Source organism: Sulfitobacter sp. G21635-S1, assembly GCF_027213915.1.
Lineage (GTDB): Bacteria > Pseudomonadota > Alphaproteobacteria > Rhodobacterales > Rhodobacteraceae > Sulfitobacter.
In genome coordinates this window covers 57168-73039 of record NZ_JAPWGV010000007.1, presented here as the reverse complement: position 1 = coordinate 73039, position 15872 = coordinate 57168, and the positions used below count along the sequence as shown (strand labels likewise).

Sequence of the window (15872 nt, the reverse complement as noted above, 5' to 3'; positions counted from 1 at the left end):
GGAGAAACCATGACCACCAAGATATTTGCTGGTGCTGCAGCCTTTGCCGCGCTGAGCCTTGCCGCGACCCTGAGCCAGGCGGCCGAATACAACATCCGTGTCGGCAACTGGAACCCCAATTCAAACCATGCTGTTGTGAATGCTCTGAATGCCTGGGCAGAAAAGATCGAGACAGAGTCCGACGGCCGCATCGAAGTGTCCGTCGACAAGGCCATCATCGGCAAGCCCGCAGGCCAGTACGACCTGATCCGTCAGGGCGTGGTGCAGGCCGGCTGGGGTGCGCTGGCATGGACACCGGGGCGTTTCGATCTGAGCCAGGTGATCGAATTGCCGTTCCTTTCAGCCAGTGGTGAGGAAGGCAGCCGCAAGATCACCGAAATCTGGCAGGAGAATTTCGCCGACAAGGAATTCACAGATACCAAGCTGCTTGCCCTGCATGTGCATGCGCCCGGTGCACTGCACACCAAGGTCAAGGTGGCGTCGCTGGACGATCTGAAAGGCCAGAAGATCCGCACGCTGGGTTCTGGCGTCGAATGGGCCGAAGCGCTGGGGGCCACGGCTGTTGTGATGCCCGCAAGCAAGGCGCATGAGGCACTGGCGCGCGGCGTAGCCGACGGCATCCTGTTTCCGTTCGATGCCATTCAGTCCTACCGGCTTGAGGAAATCCTTCCCTATCATCTGGAAGTGCCAAACGGGTTGTACACGATCACCTTCTTCTTTGCGCTGAACAAAGAGTTCTACAATTCTCTGCCCGACGATCTGAAGGCAGTCATTGATGCCAACTCGGGCCCTGATCTGGCTGCGGAAATCGGACGCCACTGGGATCAGGCGGCAGAGGTGACCTATACCGCGCTGTCCGAAGATCCGGGTCACGAGGTGTCACTGGCCAGCCCCGAGATGATGGCGGAACTGGAATCGCGGGCCTCCGCGGTGTTCGATGCCTGGAAGGAGATTGCCACGGAAAAAGGCGTTGATGCCGATGGCATCCTTGCCAAACTTGCCGCGACAGGATCCGGTCAATGACCATCCTGAACGAGCTGGGCAACTGGGCCCGTCGGATCACCGTTGCATTTGCGGCGGTGGTTCTGGCGGGGCTGGCGGTGCTGATCTTTCTTGATGTGGTGGGCAGATATGTCTTTTCCGCGCCTCTGCCCGGAACAGTGGAACTGATCGAGGGTTTCATGGCCGTCGTCATGTTTGGTGCACTTGCCCAGGCGACGCATTCCCGGGACCATATCCGGCTGGATTTCCTTTTGAACAAGTCGCGCGGACATCTGCGCTGGGCCGTGGCAAAGGCGGGCGACCTGGCTGTTCTTCTGGTTGTCCTGGGCGCGACCTGGGGCATGTACGAGCGGATGCTGTCCCTGCATGAGACGGGTGACCTGACCCCGATCCTTGACCTGCCTCTGTACATTCTGGCGGGCATCGCGCTGGGCACTGTTCTGGTTGCCTGCATCGTTGCGGTGCAAGTGCTGACAAGGGCCGTCCAGACCGACGCCAGCTGGGAGATGTCGCACTATGACTGAGATCGAGGCAACCGTCCTGGTGGTCACCCTGCTGTTGGCCATGATGGCGCTGAGCGTGCCCATCGGGGCGGCGATGGCTCTGTCTGCCTTTACGGGCATCGCGATGTTGTACGGCACCGGCACTGCCTTCTTCATGGTTGGCGAGGTGTCGATGGAAGTGGGGTTCAACTATGAACTTTGCATCATTCCCTTGTTCATCCTGATGGGGAACCTGGCCACAAAGGCGGGCATGTCGGCTGACCTCTATCAGGGATGCGCCCGTCTGTTTGGCGGCCTGAAAGGGGCATTGGCGATGGCCACCATCCTGGCATGTGGCTGCTTTGCAGCCGTGTCCGGATCGTCACTGGCGACCGCCACTGCGCTGGGGCAGGTGTCGCTGCCGGAAATGAAAAAGCACAACTACAGCGACTCCCTTGCAACCGGCTGTGTTGCTGCGGGCGGCACCATCGGTGTTCTGATCCCGCCGTCGATCATTCTGGTGATTTATGGCGTCCTGACCGAAACCTCGATTACCGATCTGTTTGTTGCCGCGGTCATTCCGGGTTTCATGCAAATCGTCATCTACGCGTTGACGATTGCAATCATCGTGCGGGTCTGGCCCAAATCTGCCGGCGTTGGCACGCCCACAAGCTTTCGCGAGAAACTGGCCGCCTTGCCGCAGATTTCCAGCATGTTCGTTCTGTTCGCGCTGATTATCGGAGGGCTTTACCTTGGTATTTTCACACCAACAGAAGCGGCAGGTTTCGGCGTGATCTTTGCGCTATGCATCGGCGTGCTGCGCCGTTCGCTCAGCCTCCGGCAGGTTGTTGACGCTCTGTATTCGTCGATCAAGACCACAGGAATGATCGCATTGATCATTTTCGGCGCCTTCCTGTTGATCAACTTCTTCGTGTTGACGCGGGCCAATATCACGATTGCCGACTACATTCTGTCGTTCAACGCATCCCCCTTCCTGATCCTGCTGGTGATCTTGCTGATCTATCTGATCCTTGGTTGCTTTCTGGACAGTATCGGGATGGTGCTTTTGACCGTTCCGGTCATCTTCCCGATCATCGTCGGGCTGGGCTATGATCCGATCTGGTTCGGCGTCATCCTGGTGATTGTGGTTGAGACAGGCATGATCACGCCCCCGCTGGGGATCAATGTCTTCGCCATCAAATCAATCGCACCGGATATCCCGTTGTCCACGATCTTCAAGGGGGTTGTCCCGTTCTGGGGTGCCGACCTCGTGCGGTTGGCCCTGCTCGTGCTCTTCCCGGCACTGACATTGTATTTTGTCTAAGGCTGGAGGGCATTGCGCCGTCCCCGGCTGAAAATGCCGACCTTGGGGGCCGCCGGACAGGCGGCCCTCAGATTGCTGACAAACCCGGAAACGGCTGCCGCCGGAGGTAAATCGTTCTTCTGCGCTCAGCGTTACGTTTTCGAACGAAGGGCCGCGCCCGAGCCTGGGAGGGCGCATTGAGACGCGCATTCGGAGCGCTTCCCTTACAAATATCAATGTTGTCAGTGTGATACGAGAAGTCACCAAAAGCGCCCTCCCGGGGGGAGGGTCGGGCGCGGCCCGGGCTGACACCCGGGCCAAGGCTTGTGGCTGGCGTCGTGGAAGAACGATTTCGTTGTTTCGGGGGGGGCGGGTGCAGGAACGTGCGTTTTCAGCAGCCTCGGGGCCGCCGGACAGGCGGCCCTTTCCTTTTGCTGCGCAACCGGTCTCGTCGCGCCAATCAGACAGCATGTCATTGCGCGCCCAGGACGCACGCCTGATCGCCGGACGTGACGGGAATGCTTCACGGTGAGCCATTTCGCTCGTTTATAAATATCACTTATATAACAGTGGCTTGTTTGCGCGTAGCATAGAGGCGTAATGCAATTTCGTCATCATTGGTGAGTTTTTTATTGCATTATGAGCGTTTGAAGTCGTAACAAACCCAGGGGAGGCCGATGCATGAGCGAATCTCAGCGTCACGAAACGATTACACAACTTTTGACCGAACGCGCCTTTGCCTCGGCCAAGGAATTGCAGCTGATGTTCAATGTCTCGGCCGCCACCATCCGGCGTGACATCGACAAGCTGCACGAGGCCGGCGTGGCGCAAAAGGTGCATGGCGGTATCGCCGCACTGGACGGGACGCCGCGCCCCCGCGCGGTGTCTTTGCCCTTTATCGAAAACCGCGACATCGCCGTCGAAGCCAAGACCGCCATCGCCCATGAGGCCGGCAAGCTGGTGCGCGACGGCAGCCTGATCATCGTGCATGGCGGGTCGACCTGCTTTCGCTTTGGCCAGCATATCGCCAACCGGAATGTGCGCGTCTTTACCAATTCCATGCCGCTGGCGGGCTATCTCTCTGAACACGGCACCTGCCAGCTGACGGTGGGCGGCGGCGATCTGCACCGCGAACCGGGCATTCTTTATGATCCCGCGCGCGGCAGCTACGAATTCTACGCCTCGCAGTTCTTTGTCGGCAGCCTGGGTGTCAGCCCGGACGGGTTGCTGGAAAGCCACCCGCTGCTGGTGCGCTTCATCAACGATATGTGCGACCTGTCGAACGAGATCGTGGTGTTGGTCGACAGCCGCAAGTTTCGCGAACGCCCTCCCAAGCTGGCGCTGCCCTTCGCCCGCGTCACCCGGCTGATCACCGACGACGGGCTCAGCGACCGGGACGCGGCGATGCTGGAGGACCAGGGCGTGACCTTTACCGTGGCCGAAACCCGCACGGGGGCCGCATGACACCGCTTCTGGAAATGCGCGACATCTCCAAGACCTTCGGGCCGGTCAAGGCGCTGTCCGGCGTGTCGCTGACCGCCTATCCGGGCGAGGTTCACGCCCTGATGGGCGAGAACGGTGCCGGCAAATCCACGCTGATGAAGGTGTTGTCGGGCGCCTATGTCGCCGATCCGGGCGGCGAGATCCTGGTCGATGGCCAGCCGATCCCCACCGGCGATCCGAAACTGGCCCGCGCCCTGGGCATCGCGGTGATCTACCAGGAACTGGCGCTGTCGCCCAACCTCAGCGTGGCCGAAAACGTCTTTCTGGGGCGCGAGCCGTCCCGGGCAGGCTTTGTCAGCCGGTCCAGCATGGCCGCCCGCACCCAGCCGGTGCTGGACCGGCTGGGGATCGACTTTACCCCCGCCACCCGGGTCGGCAGCCTGTCTCTGGGCGAAAGACAACTGGTCGAGATCGCCCGCGCCGTCGCCTCGGATGCGCGCATCATCGTGATGGATGAACCCACCACCTCGCTGTCCAGCCGCGAGACGGATCGGCTGTTTTCTGTCATCGAGGGGCTGACGGCACAGGGCATTGCCATCATCTATATCAGCCACCGCATGGATGAGATCTATCGCCTGGCCGACCGCTGTTCGGTGCTGCGCGACGGTGCCTATGTCGGCACGCTCGACAAGGCAGAGCTGAGCGCGCAAAAGCTGGTGTCGATGATGGTCGGGCGCGACCTGTCGACCTTTTACACCAAGGATCACGTCGCCCATGACGACGCGCGTCACGTTGTACTGCGGGTCGAGGGCATGTCGGATGGCCGACTGGTCAGGGATTGTTCGTTCGACGTGCACGAGGGCGAGGTACTGGGGCTTTCCGGTCTCGTCGGGTCAGGCCGGACCGAACTGGCGCGGCTGATCTATGGTGCCGATCCGGCCACTGCGGGCACCGTCACGCTGAACGGACGCGAGGTCACGCCGCGCAGCCCGCGCGAGGCTTTGCGCCACGGCATCGTCTATCTGACCGAGGACCGCAAGGCGCTGGGCCTGTTCCTGGATATGACCATCGCGCAGAACATCTCGACCTGCGTGCATGAGCGCGACGCCCATCGCGGCGGTTTCCTGAATTTCCGCGCCCAGGCCGAGCGGGCCGCCAGGGCAATCCGCGAGCTGGGGATCAAGACGCCATCGGCCCGGTTGAACACCGGCGCGCTGTCGGGGGGCAACCAGCAAAAGGTGCTGCTGGCCCGTCTGCTTGAGGCGCAGCCAGCCGTGGTCATTCTGGATGAGCCGACACGCGGCGTGGACGTGGGCGCGAAATCCGAAATCTACCGCCTGATCGACCGCCTCGCGCGGGAGGGCATGGCGGTGGTGATGATCTCGTCCGAACTGCCCGAAATCATCGGGGTCGCCGACCGGGTGCTGGTCATGCGCGACGGCGAAATTGCCGGAGAGGTGCGCGCCGCGCCCGGAAAACCGGTGAAACAGGAAGAAATCATGACCCTGTCGACAGGGGCCGCGGCCTGATGGCCCGCGTTGGAGGACAACAGATGAGCGATACGGCACAGACAGGCAGCGCCGCTGCCAATGCGGAACGGCTGAAAACCACGATCCGGGCGCTGGGCATGCTGCCGGTGCTGATCCTGCTGGCGATCGGCTTCGAGCTGATGACCGGCAAGTTCCTGTCGGTAAACAACATTTCCATCGTCACCCAGCAGGCGTCGATCAACATCGTGCTGGCGGCGGGCATGACCTTTGTCATTCTGACCGGCGGGATCGACCTGTCGGTGGGCTCGATCCTCGCGGCCTCGGCGATGGCGGCGGTGTCGCTGTCGCTGGTGCCGGGATGGGGCATGATCGGCATTCCCGCAGGGTTGGCGGTTGGGCTGGCCTTCGGCCTTGCCAATGGCGCATTGATCGCATTCCTCGGCCTGCCGCCTTTCATCGTCACGCTCGGGGCGTTGACGGCGGTGCGCGGAGTGGCCCGGCTGATGGGCGACGACACCACCGTGTTCAACGCCGATCTGCCCTTCGATTTCATCGGCAACGGCACCCTGCTGGGCGTGCCCTGGCTGGCCATCGTGGCGCTGCTGACGGTGTTCATCTCCTGGCTGATCCTGCGCCGCACGGTGCTGGGCACCTGGATCTACGCCACCGGCGGCAACCACGAGGCGGCGCGGCTGGCAGGCATCAAGGTCGGGCTGGTGCTGCTCTTTGCCTATGGCATGTCGGGCCTGCTGGCGGGGCTTGGCGGCGTGATGTCCGCCGCGCGGCTCTATGCGGCCAACGGGCTGCAACTGGGTCAGGCCTATGAGCTTGATGCCATCGCCGCGGTAATCCTGGGCGGAACCTCCTTTGTCGGCGGGGTCGGCAGCATCTGGGGCACGTTGATCGGCGCGCTGATCATTGCGGTGCTGTCCAACGGGCTGATCCTGACCGGGGTTTCAGACATCTGGCAGTTCATCATCAAGGGCCTGGTCATCATCGCCGCCGTGACGCTGGACCGCTACAGGCTCAAGGGCGGGGCGCGCACCTGATCGCGAAAGACCGGCCATTCACCACTACGGACCAAAGACCAACGACAACGCATAAAACCATGGGAGGATAACATGCGTATTCTGAAGACCTTCGTTACATCCGCTGCCGCTGCCGCGCTGCTGGCCACCGGGGCTGCGGCCCAGGACAAGAAACTGGAAAGCATCGGCATCTCGGTCGGCCTGCTGGGCAACCCGTTCTTTGTTGCCACCATCAAGGGGATCGAGGACCGCGCCAGGGAGATCAACCCCGATGTCGCCGTCACCTCGGTCTCGGCCGATTACGACCTGAACAAACAGGTCAGCCAGATCGACAACTTCATCGCTTCGGGCGTCGACATCATCATGCTGAACGCGGTGGATGCCGCCGCCATCGCCCCCGCCGTCAAGCGGGCGCAGAACGCAGGCATCGTGGTTGCCGCCTTTGACGTTTCGGCCCCCGGATCTGATGTGACGGTGATGACCGACAACGTGGATGCCGGGCGCAAGGCCTGCCAGTACATCGTCGATGCCCTCGGCGGCTCGGGTGACGTGATCATCATCAACGGCCCGCAAAGCTCTTCGATCATCGACCGGGTGGCGGGCTGCCAGGAGGTCTTCGAGGCCAATGAAGGCATCAACGTGCTGTCGGATGACCAGAACGGCCAGGCCTCGCGCGATGGCGGGCTGGACGTGATGCAGGGGCTGCTGACCCGCTTTGACAAGATCGACGGTGTCTTTGCCATCAACGACCCGACCGCCGTGGGCGCGGCACTTGCCGCCAAGCAGCTGGGCCGGTCCGAATTCATCATCACCGGCGTCGACGGCGCCCCGGTGGTCGAGGACGAACTGGCCAAGGAGGGCTCGCTGATCAAGGCTTCGGCCTCGCAGGATCCCTATGTCATGGCCGGTCAGGCGCTGCAGATGGGCTATGACGTTTTCATGGGCAACACCCCCGACAAGGACACCGTCCTGCTTGAGCCACAGCTGATCACCGCCGACAACCTGGCCGATTACAAGGGCTGGACCGACCCGCGCTGATCCGTTTCCGGGCGCTCCGCTGCGGCGGGGCGCCCCCGCCGAATTGACTGCCAAAGGACTGCTCATGCCGCTCGACACCCTCAAATCCGCTGTGCTGGAGGCCAACCTCGACACCGTCCGCCACGGGTTGGTCAAGGTGACCTTCGGCAATGCCAGTGGCATCGACCGCACGACCGGGCAGATTGTCATCAAGCCCTCGGGCGTGCCCTATACTGACATGACCGCCGATCACATGGTGCTGACTGACCTCGACGGTGCGCCGCTGGACAACCGGTTCCGGCCCTCGTCCGACCTTGACACCCATGTCGCGCTCTACCGCGCCTTTCCGCAGATCGGCGGCATCGTGCATACCCATTCGACCTTTGCCACCATCATGGCACAGGCCCGCCGCCCGATCCCGCCGCTGGGCACGACCCATGCGGATTACTTCCGTGGCACCATCCCGGTGACACGCGACCTGACCGCGGAAGAGATCAGAACCCGCTATGTCGCCGCCACCGGCGAGGTCATCGCCGAAACCGTGGGCGAGGGCGACCCGCTGGCGATTCCGGCGGCGCTGGTGGCCGGGCATGGCCCCTTTGTCTGGGGCCGCGACCCGGCCGAGGCGGTGCTGAACGCCATCATCCTGGAAGAGGTTGCCAAGATGGCCTGGCATGGCGCGGTGCTGAATGCACGTCCGCCCGCCATCTCGGACGCCCTGCTTGACCGCCATTTCCTGCGCAAGCATGGTGCCAACGCCACCTACGGCCAGTGAGGACCGCATGAGCATCGTCGCCGGTGCCGATTTCGGCACGCTTTCCACCCGCGTCACCCTGATGGACACCGACAGCGGCGCCGTGCTCGGCTCGGCAGTGGCGCCTTATCCGCTGCACCGTTCGAAGGCGGATCCGCATGTGGCGCGGCAAAGCCATGACGACCAGATGCGGGCGCTTTGCACCGCGATCCGCGACGCGGTGGCCGAGGCGGGGATCGACGGCCATGACATCGCCGCCTTTGCTGCCGATACCACCGGCTCCTCTGTCATTCCGCTGGATGAAAGGTTGCAGCCGCTGGCCGACTATTACCTCTGGTGCGACCACACCGCCCATGGCGAGGCGGCCGAGATCACCCAGCGCGCCCGCGACGAGGGGATCGAGGCGCTGGAGTGGTGCGGCGGGGTCTATTCGACCGAATGGGGCTATGCCAAGCTGCTGCATTTCCTGCGCCACAACCCCGATGCGCCACTGGCGACGGCGGCCGAGAATTGCGACATGATCGCCGCCACCCTCTGCGGCATCACCGATCCGGCGGAGATGCCCCGTTCGGTCTGCGCCATGGGGCACAAGTGGATGTGGGGCGAGGCCTGGGGCGGGTTGCCGCCGCAGGAGTTTCTGACCCGCGTCGACCCGGCGCTGGCGGGCATCAATGACAAGATCACCGGGCGCTGGGGTCATTCGCTGCAACAGGCCGGGGTGCTGTCGCCGGACTGGGCTGAACGCACCGGCATGCGGGCGGGCATTCCGCTGCCCTTCGGTGCCTTCGACGCCCATTGGGACGCCATTGGTACACGTTGTGCGCCGGGCGATGTGGTCAATGTCGTGGGCACGTCGACCTGTATCATTGCAATTGCCGACGCCGATGCGCGACCCGTGCCCGGCATCTGTGGCATGGTGCCGGGCAGCGTTGTGCCCGGCTTCATGGGGATCGAGGCGGGGCAATCCGCGACCGGTGACGTCTTTGATGCCATCGCCCGGCGCGCGGGCAGCGACGTGGCCACATTATGCGAAGGGCTGATGGGTTACGGGCCCTGCGCAACGGGCCTGCTGCGCGTGCCATGGGACAATGGCGACCGCACCGTGCTGGTGCGGCCGGACCTTGGCGGCGTCACGCTGGGCTGGGACCTGCACCATAGGGCAGCGGATGAAATGCATGCCGCGATCGAAGGCATGGCGATGCATGTCAGCCTGATCATCGAGCGGATGCAGGCGGGCGGGGCACGCTTTGACCGGATCATCAACGCAGGCGGCATCCCGCAGAAGAACGACGTGCTGAACCAGGTCTATGCCGATGTGCTGGGCCGCCCGGTGCATGTGCCCGAACGCTCTCCGGTCGGGGTCGGTGCCTGCATCTTTGCCGCCATGATCGCGGGGGATTTCGAGACGATTGCCGAGGCGCAGGAGCGTATGGCCCCGCCGCTTCGCGTCTTCACCCCACGCGCCAGCCATGTCGCGGCCTACGAGCGCCTGTCGGCCCTGTTCCGCGATACATACTTTGCCTTCGGCGAAGGCCGATCCTGCGATATGGGAGCGATCCTGCCCGCCCTGCGCCGGTTCCGCATGGGTCGGGGCTGACGGGCTGGGCGGCTGCGGCGCTGAAAACCAGGCTGTGACATCCGTACACAACCTGTGCACAGCCCATACACCGACGGGTGCACCTTTCCGGGTCAGAGGTCGTAGCGCTTGAGCCTTTTGTCGACGATCTGACCGTCCGCCATCCGGTAGCCTTCGATGACGCCGTAATCCTGAAACCCCCGGCTTTGATAGTAGATCAGCCCGCCTTCGTTGTCGGCGCGGATGTTCGCGTTGATCCAGAGGTAGCCCATTGCCCTGGCTGCTGTCCGGGTCGCCTCGAACAGGGCCGAACCGATGCCCAGACCGGTCTGGCCGATCTGGACAAAGGTCGCGATATTGGCGGCTTCCGGTGGCAATGAGGCCTCGGGCTCGATCCATTGAAAGCCGACGATCCGCTCCTCCGCGTCGACAGCGACATGCCATGCGCTGCGCGGCGGGTCGAAGGCGATCCATGCCGCGATGTCCTGTGCCGTCACGGGCCGCGCAATTGCCGTGGTCCCGCCGGCGGCAATGATCTGGTTCAGCAGCCGCGCCATATCGGCGGTATCGAGTGTGAGCGGTGGTCTTACCCTGATCATGACATCTGTTCCAGCAATGCGGCATGGCGCGCCTTGAAGGCAAGCCGGGTTTCGACGGCGGTGCGCAGGACGATATCCAGCCCTTCGGTGACCGAAGGGTCGGGCTGTCCAAAGAACTTTTTCGCCTCGGTGGCCGAGAAACCGGCAATTTGCGTGGCTTCCATATAGGCGCTGATCTTGTCCGCTTTCTTGATCTGTTTCTTGACCGCAACCGGCAGGGTCGCGGGCAGGCCGAAACGAATGTGGATCGCGCCGGTCAGGCGGTCGTCCAGCGCGCCATAGCCGGGTCCGACAGCCGCCTTCACCGGGGAAATCATATCCCCGATCACATATTCCGGCGCATCATGCAGCAGCGCCGCCAGCCGCCATTTGGCGGGGGCCTTTGGGTTCAGCCTGCAAAAAAGGGTTTCCACCAGAAGCGAATGTTCGGCAACGGAATAGGCGTGATCACCCTGGGTCTGGCCGTTCCAGCGGGCCACGAATGCAAGCCCATGGGCGATGTCCTCGATCTCCACGTCCATCGGGGTCGGGTCCAGCAGATCAAGCCTGCGTCCGGAAAGCATCCGCTGCCATGCGCGGGGCTGTTGTGCCATCGGGTTGTCTCCATCCAGTTGACCATGTTGGAACTTTCTGTCCGCCACGCCGTTCTAACCGCGAAGGAGACGATCATGAAACCCGTTATTTCGACACTTTCAATGGCTCTGGTTCTGGGGCTTTCGGTGACAGCTGCCACTGCGCAGGAGGTCAGCGGGCAGGAGGTTTGCATGCCCGCCGATGAAATGAAAGCGTCGCTTGTGGACTGGTACGGCGAAACCCCAGTCGCAGAGCCCTCGCCAGAAGGTGAGCAGATGTGGGCATCGGATCGCTCCGGCACCTGGACCATGGTCAGGCTTCTGGCGGATGGAAACGCCTGTGTCCTCGCGCAGGGTGAAAACTGGATGGCCGGTGGCGATGCGCCTGAAAAACTGGCGCAGCTTGCCGACTGACCCGCGGGATCGAAGCCTGTTGAGAACCGCATGAAATGATGCTACTCGCCCCTCTAAACAAGGTTTTAGAGGTGTTTCATGGCCAACGACTATATCGTTAAAGACATTAATCTTGCGGCCTACGGGCGCAAGGAATTGGATATCGCCGAGACCGAGATGCCCGGCCTGATGGCATCCCGCGAAGAGTTTGGCGAAAGCAAGCCGCTGAAGGGCGCGCGTATTGTCGGTTCGTTGCACATGACGATCCAGACCGCTGTTCTGATCGAAACGCTGGTTGCCCTTGGCGCCGATGTGCGCTGGGCATCGTGCAACATCTTCTCCACCCAGGATCACGCCGCTGCGGCCATCGCCGCAGGCGGCACGCCGGTCTTTGCGATCAAGGGGCAAAGCCTTGAGGAGCATTGGGATTACCTCGACAAATCCTTCCTGTTCGAAGACGGCCCGAACATGATCCTGGACGACGGTGGCGATGCGACGCTTTACGTACTGCTGGGCGCGCGCGCCGAAGCGGGCGAAGAGATCATTCCGGTGCCGCAGTCCGAGGAAGAGGAAGTCATCAAGAAGCAGATCGCCAAGCGGATGAAGGAAAGCCCGGGCTGGTTCACCAAGGTGCGTGACCAGATCAAAGGTGTATCCGAGGAGACCACAACAGGTGTTCACCGCCTCTATGATCTGCACAAGAAAGGTCAGCTGCCGTTCCCCGCGATCAACGTGAACGACTCTGTGACCAAGTCGAAGTTCGACAACAAATACGGCTGCAAGGAATCGCTGGTTGACGGTATCCGCCGCGCCACGGACACCATGATGGCGGGCAAGGTTGCCGTGGTCATGGGGTACGGCGATGTTGGCAAGGGTTCGGCGGCGTCGCTGGCAGGTGCCGGCGCAAGGGTGAAAGTGACCGAAGTCGATCCGATCTGCGCCCTTCAGGCGGCGATGGACGGTTTTGAGGTCACCACGCTGGAAGATGTCGTGGCCACGGCTGACATCTTTATCACCACTACCGGCAACAAGGACGTGATCCGCATCGAGCACATGCGCGAGATGAAGGACATGGCCATCGTCGGTAACATCGGCCACTTCGACAACGAGATCCAGGTCGCTGCCCTGAAGAACCACAAGTGGACCAACATCAAGGAACAGGTGGACATGATCGAGATGCCGAATGGCAATCGTCTGATCCTGCTGTCCGAAGGCCGTCTGCTGAACCTTGGCAACGCCACGGGTCACCCTTCGTTCGTGATGTCCGCTTCCTTTACCAACCAGGTTCTGGCGCAGATCGAGCTTTGGACAAAGGGCGACGAATACCAGCCCGGCGTCTACATCCTGCCCAAGCATCTGGACGAGAAGGTCGCGCGCCTGCATCTGGACCGGATCGGCGTCAAGCTGAGCAAGCTGAACCCGGAGCAGGCCGCCTATATCGGTGTCTCTCCCGATGGGCCGTTCAAGCCGGAACATTACCGCTACTGATCACCCGATCTGAGCGACAGGTTTTTCAGCGCCGCCCCGCAGATTGCCGGGCGGCGTTTTCTTGCCGGTTTTCCTTCATTCAGGCGCGCTTCCGCCGTCGGGCTGTTCCGGCCGGAACCAAGCGGTCCGCGCAGCGGTTGGCTGATTGAACGTGTTCCAAACTGCAGGAGAACCTTATGAAACGCCTCACATTGAAATCCACCGTTGCCGCCATTGCGATCATCTCTGCCGCCGCTGCCTGGGCGCAGACCGATCTGAATGCCGATGCCCAGGCAAATGTAACTGCCGATACGGAGGCCACGAGCACGATCGACAAGGCGCTCGAAGACACCGGTGACGCCTTGAAAAACACCGCAAACGAAGTCGGTAACGCGGTTGAAGACACCAGCGCGGCGGTGGCGGAAACGGCCGAGGAAACCTATGACGCCGCGACGGATACGGCGCAGTCCGCGGCAGAGCAGACCGAAGCCGAGGTCAATGCCGAAGCAACTACACAGGCACAGACCGGCACTGCGAATGCCGATGCCGGGGCGACAGCCGAAACCGAAATGGTTGACGGTTTCTCTGGCATGACGGTCGCCGATGTTGTGGGCCAGCGCGTGATCGAAGCGAATGGCGAAGACGTCGGGACGGTCAACCATGTCATCGAAAACGGTGGCGAGACCGAAGTTGTGATCGGCATGGGCGGTTTTCTGGGCATTGGTCGCCATGACGTTGCCGTTCCACTTGAGCAGCTGACTCAGGGTGCCGACGGTACATTGCAGCTGTCAGGCACCACGCAGGAGGAACTGAAGCTGATGCCGGAAGTGGATCTGAACGCGGTCACGACGCTTTCGGACGACCAGTCAATCTGAACGACCGCGGATGCGATTTACAGGGAAACGGGGGGCGCCGGCTGGTGCCCCCTTCTTGCATGCGGGGAATGAACCTGGAATTTTCCCTTTGTCGACTTTCAATATATGGGTAGGGTCCGACCCAAGGTCAGGAATGGCTGGATTACTGAAGTCCAAGGTGGGAGATATCAAATGGGCAAACGTGACGAGTGGATTGCGAAATACGCAGAAGATCTGAAGACCAAATGTGGCATGACGCCCGACATGGATTTGTTGACCAAGGTGACAATTGGTTGTGGCCCGGCCATTTACAACGCCGATGCCCAGACCGTCGCAGCCGGCCAGGAAAGCGAGCTGGAGCTGGTCAAGACAAACTTCCTGATGAAAAAGCTGGGCCTGCCGGATGGTCCGAACCTGATGGAAGCCATTCATTCCGTCATCGAGACCTATGGAAAATCGGAGCGGAACAAGTACCGTGCAGTGGTCTATTACATGCTGACCAAGCACTTTGGGAAAGAAGCCGTTTACGGATGATTTTTTAGTATTACCAATAGTTTGACGCCCGCTTGGTTAAGCGGGCGTTTCGTTTTTGGAGGTGATTGACGGGATCATTTCGTTGATCGGATCCACAACTTCGTGTAGTGTCAACTCATCGGCCAGGATGGCCAGAACAGATTTCTATACGTGTGCCGGGGTAAAGGGAGCGCACGGGGTGAAAAGGGTTCTGGCATTGGTGTCAGAGCCCTTTTTGTTGTTTGTCAGAACAGGGTCAGCACCAGACCGATAATCGCACAGCCAAAGGTCGCATAGCCGCTGTCGATCAGGGTCAGCCGGAAGGGGCGCCCGGGATATGCATTGTTGATCATGATCCAGGGGCTGATGAAGAACAGCCCGATGCCCAGACCGGAGACCAGACCTTCCATCGCTGTGTCGATACCGGAGAGCGCGAAGACATGGCGCATCATGCCCGCCACCAGCAACATCGCGACACCGGAGAGAATGAAGGGCAGGGAAGATCCGTCGCCTTCCGGTTTGCCATTTGGCCCGACCTTGATGCCCACGGCGGCCATCCAGGGTTTCGCCAGCAACATGTACCAGACCGCGCCAAAGCCGAAGCCAGCCGCAGCCGCGATAATCACAGCCAGATATCCCATACCGATCTCCTTCTCACCTTGCTGTTGTGTCAGCGTCTGCAGGGTTCAGGGTTGCGTCTGGCCAAGCGTGCAGATGATGTGCCACTGATCTTCTGTCACGGGCTGAACCGACAGGCGCGAATTCTTTACCAATACCATATCGGCCAACCGTTCGTCCGCCTTGATCTGATCCAGCGAGACTTTTTGTTCAAACGGGCGGACCGCCTTGATATCCACGCATTCCCAGCGCGCATCGTCGGTGGTGCTGTCGGGGTGTGCCTGCCGGATCACTTCGACAATGCCCACCACCGATTTTTCCTTCATCGAATGATAGAAAAATCCGAGGTCACCGACCTTCATCTCGCGCATGAAGTTGCGGGCCTGGTAGTTGCGCACGCCGTCCCATTCTTCGCCCGCTGCGCCCTTGGCCACCTGATCGTCCCAGCCCCAGGTGTTGGGTTCGGACTTGAAAAGCCAGTAGCCCATCAGCCGATGACCCGGTTCCAGTGGGTCAGCGTGACCTCTGCGAACAGCCCGGCCTTCGCATAGGGATCATTTGCGGCCCAGTCGCGGGCGGCGGCCATGTCCGGCACGTCCAGTACGATCAGTGATCCGATCATCCCGCCATCATCGTCAAGCAGGGGGCCTGCCTGGGCGACCAGGTCGGTGGATTTCAGATATTCCAGGTGAGCGGGACGGTTTTCGGTGCGAATATTCAACGCGCCTGGCTTGTCCTTTGCCATGAGAACAACAAACATT

The 15872-nt window shown here is 61.6% G+C and carries 18 protein-coding genes; 13 read left to right on the top strand and 5 right to left on the bottom strand.

Features of this window, described 5'->3' with window-relative positions; all coding sequences use genetic code 11:
- Window positions 1–9 precede the first annotated feature (9 nt).
- The 9 genes from O4H53_RS09190 (at window position 10) to O4H53_RS09150 (ending at window position 10116) form a co-directional block, all read left to right on the top strand.
- The gene (locus tag O4H53_RS09190) at window positions 10–1023 is read left to right on the top strand and encodes a TRAP transporter substrate-binding protein (RefSeq protein ID WP_269363152.1); all 1014 of its coding nucleotides are present in this window, start codon (window positions 10–12) and stop codon (window positions 1021–1023) included.
- A complete protein-coding gene (locus O4H53_RS09185) occupies window positions 1020–1526 on the top strand; it encodes a TRAP transporter small permease (protein ID WP_269363150.1) in 507 nt (168 codons plus the stop codon). The genes O4H53_RS09190 and O4H53_RS09185 overlap by 4 nt, the downstream gene beginning before the upstream one ends.
- A complete protein-coding gene (locus O4H53_RS09180; protein WP_269363149.1) occupies window positions 1519–2808 on the top strand; it encodes a TRAP transporter large permease in 1290 nt (429 codons plus the stop codon). The genes O4H53_RS09185 and O4H53_RS09180 overlap by 8 nt, the downstream gene beginning before the upstream one ends.
- A 660-nt stretch (window positions 2809–3468) precedes the next feature.
- Window positions 3469–4251, top strand: coding sequence for a DeoR/GlpR family DNA-binding transcription regulator (locus O4H53_RS09175; protein WP_114274066.1), 783 nt, complete (start codon window positions 3469–3471; stop codon window positions 4249–4251).
- Window positions 4248–5759, top strand: coding sequence for a sugar ABC transporter ATP-binding protein (locus tag O4H53_RS09170; protein ID WP_269363148.1), 1512 nt, complete (start codon window positions 4248–4250; stop codon window positions 5757–5759). The genes O4H53_RS09175 and O4H53_RS09170 overlap by 4 nt, the downstream gene beginning before the upstream one ends.
- A 23-nt stretch (window positions 5760–5782) precedes the next feature.
- Window positions 5783–6769 carry an ABC transporter permease subunit gene (locus tag O4H53_RS09165; RefSeq protein ID WP_114274068.1) on the top strand — a complete coding sequence of 329 codons (987 nt, stop codon included), beginning with the start codon at window positions 5783–5785 and terminating at the stop codon, window positions 6767–6769.
- Window positions 6770–6841: 72 nt separating this feature from the next.
- Window positions 6842–7786 carry an ABC transporter substrate-binding protein gene (locus tag O4H53_RS09160; RefSeq protein ID WP_269363147.1) on the top strand — a complete coding sequence of 315 codons (945 nt, stop codon included), beginning with the start codon at window positions 6842–6844 and terminating at the stop codon, window positions 7784–7786.
- Between the two features lie 64 nt (window positions 7787–7850).
- Window positions 7851–8540 (top strand): L-ribulose-5-phosphate 4-epimerase AraD, encoded by a 690-nt coding sequence (gene araD, locus O4H53_RS09155; RefSeq protein WP_114274070.1) that lies wholly within the window; start codon window positions 7851–7853, stop codon window positions 8538–8540.
- A gap of 7 nt (window positions 8541–8547) precedes the next feature.
- Window positions 8548–10116 carry a ribulokinase gene (locus O4H53_RS09150; protein ID WP_269363144.1) on the top strand — a complete coding sequence of 523 codons (1569 nt, stop codon included), beginning with the start codon at window positions 8548–8550 and terminating at the stop codon, window positions 10114–10116.
- A 92-nt stretch (window positions 10117–10208) separates the two neighbouring features.
- Here the strand turns inward: O4H53_RS09150 and O4H53_RS09145 are convergent, their stop codons facing one another.
- A complete protein-coding gene (locus O4H53_RS09145; protein ID WP_269363142.1) occupies window positions 10209–10694 on the bottom strand; it encodes a GNAT family N-acetyltransferase in 486 nt (161 codons plus the stop codon).
- Window positions 10691–11287: an HD family hydrolase gene (locus O4H53_RS09140; protein ID WP_269363140.1), complete on the bottom strand. Its 597-nt coding sequence runs from the start codon at window positions 11285–11287 to the stop codon at window positions 10691–10693. The genes O4H53_RS09145 and O4H53_RS09140 overlap by 4 nt, the downstream gene beginning before the upstream one ends.
- A gap of 75 nt (window positions 11288–11362) precedes the next feature.
- Here O4H53_RS09140 and O4H53_RS09135 point away from each other — a divergent pair, with 75 nt between their 5' ends.
- From O4H53_RS09135 to O4H53_RS09120, 4 genes are all read left to right on the top strand, one after another.
- A complete protein-coding gene (locus tag O4H53_RS09135) occupies window positions 11363–11680 on the top strand; it encodes an S-adenosyl-L-homocysteine hydrolase (RefSeq protein WP_269363139.1) in 318 nt (105 codons plus the stop codon).
- A gap of 78 nt (window positions 11681–11758) precedes the next feature.
- Entirely contained in the window at window positions 11759–13147 is a 1389-nt protein-coding gene (ahcY, locus tag O4H53_RS09130) for an adenosylhomocysteinase (protein ID WP_269363138.1), read from the top strand.
- Window positions 13148–13323: 176 nt separating this feature from the next.
- The gene (locus O4H53_RS09125) at window positions 13324–14001 is read left to right on the top strand and encodes a PRC-barrel domain-containing protein (RefSeq protein WP_269363136.1); all 678 of its coding nucleotides are present in this window, start codon (window positions 13324–13326) and stop codon (window positions 13999–14001) included.
- A gap of 171 nt (window positions 14002–14172) precedes the next feature.
- The gene (locus O4H53_RS09120) at window positions 14173–14514 is read left to right on the top strand and encodes a DUF2853 family protein (protein WP_114274077.1); all 342 of its coding nucleotides are present in this window, start codon (window positions 14173–14175) and stop codon (window positions 14512–14514) included.
- Window positions 14515–14738: 224 nt separating this feature from the next.
- Here O4H53_RS09120 and O4H53_RS09115 read toward each other — a convergent pair whose 3' ends face one another.
- Genes O4H53_RS09115 through O4H53_RS09105 form a run of 3 tightly spaced genes read right to left on the bottom strand, consistent with a single transcriptional unit; the run spans window position 14739 to window position 15871 of the window.
- A complete protein-coding gene (locus O4H53_RS09115) occupies window positions 14739–15134 on the bottom strand; it encodes a DUF1761 domain-containing protein (protein ID WP_114274078.1) in 396 nt (131 codons plus the stop codon).
- 45 nt (window positions 15135–15179) lie between these two features.
- Window positions 15180–15599 carry an EVE domain-containing protein gene (locus tag O4H53_RS09110; RefSeq protein ID WP_114274079.1) on the bottom strand — a complete coding sequence of 140 codons (420 nt, stop codon included), beginning with the start codon at window positions 15597–15599 and terminating at the stop codon, window positions 15180–15182.
- Entirely contained in the window at window positions 15599–15871 is a 273-nt protein-coding gene (locus O4H53_RS09105) for a YciI family protein (RefSeq protein WP_269363134.1), read from the bottom strand. Before O4H53_RS09105 ends, O4H53_RS09110 begins: the two co-directional genes overlap by 1 nt.
- Between the last annotated feature and the right edge of the window lies 1 nt (window position 15872).

Coding starts and splice junctions, on each gene's coding strand:
- O4H53_RS09110 (WP_114274079.1), bottom strand. CDS start 15,599: ATGGGCTACTGGCTTTTCAAGTCCGAACCCAACACCTGGGGCTGGGAC.
- ahcY (WP_269363138.1), top strand. CDS start 11,759: ATGGCCAACGACTATATCGTTAAAGACATTAATCTTGCGGCCTACGGG.
- O4H53_RS09105 (WP_269363134.1), bottom strand. CDS start 15,871: ATGTTTGTTGTTCTCATGGCAAAGGACAAGCCAGGCGCGTTGAATATT.
- araD (WP_114274070.1), top strand. CDS start 7,851: ATGCCGCTCGACACCCTCAAATCCGCTGTGCTGGAGGCCAACCTCGAC.
- O4H53_RS09190 (WP_269363152.1), top strand. CDS start 10: ATGACCACCAAGATATTTGCTGGTGCTGCAGCCTTTGCCGCGCTGAGC.
- O4H53_RS09135 (WP_269363139.1), top strand. CDS start 11,363: ATGAAACCCGTTATTTCGACACTTTCAATGGCTCTGGTTCTGGGGCTT.
- O4H53_RS09185 (WP_269363150.1), top strand. CDS start 1,020: ATGACCATCCTGAACGAGCTGGGCAACTGGGCCCGTCGGATCACCGTT.
- O4H53_RS09170 (WP_269363148.1), top strand. CDS start 4,248: ATGACACCGCTTCTGGAAATGCGCGACATCTCCAAGACCTTCGGGCCG.
- O4H53_RS09180 (WP_269363149.1), top strand. CDS start 1,519: ATGACTGAGATCGAGGCAACCGTCCTGGTGGTCACCCTGCTGTTGGCC.
- O4H53_RS09125 (WP_269363136.1), top strand. CDS start 13,324: ATGAAACGCCTCACATTGAAATCCACCGTTGCCGCCATTGCGATCATC.
- O4H53_RS09140 (WP_269363140.1), bottom strand. CDS start 11,287: ATGGCACAACAGCCCCGCGCATGGCAGCGGATGCTTTCCGGACGCAGG.
- O4H53_RS09175 (WP_114274066.1), top strand. CDS start 3,469: ATGAGCGAATCTCAGCGTCACGAAACGATTACACAACTTTTGACCGAA.
- O4H53_RS09120 (WP_114274077.1), top strand. CDS start 14,173: ATGGGCAAACGTGACGAGTGGATTGCGAAATACGCAGAAGATCTGAAG.
- O4H53_RS09165 (WP_114274068.1), top strand. CDS start 5,783: ATGAGCGATACGGCACAGACAGGCAGCGCCGCTGCCAATGCGGAACGG.
- O4H53_RS09145 (WP_269363142.1), bottom strand. CDS start 10,694: ATGATCAGGGTAAGACCACCGCTCACACTCGATACCGCCGATATGGCG.
- O4H53_RS09160 (WP_269363147.1), top strand. CDS start 6,842: ATGCGTATTCTGAAGACCTTCGTTACATCCGCTGCCGCTGCCGCGCTG.
- O4H53_RS09150 (WP_269363144.1), top strand. CDS start 8,548: ATGAGCATCGTCGCCGGTGCCGATTTCGGCACGCTTTCCACCCGCGTC.
- O4H53_RS09115 (WP_114274078.1), bottom strand. CDS start 15,134: ATGGGATATCTGGCTGTGATTATCGCGGCTGCGGCTGGCTTCGGCTTT.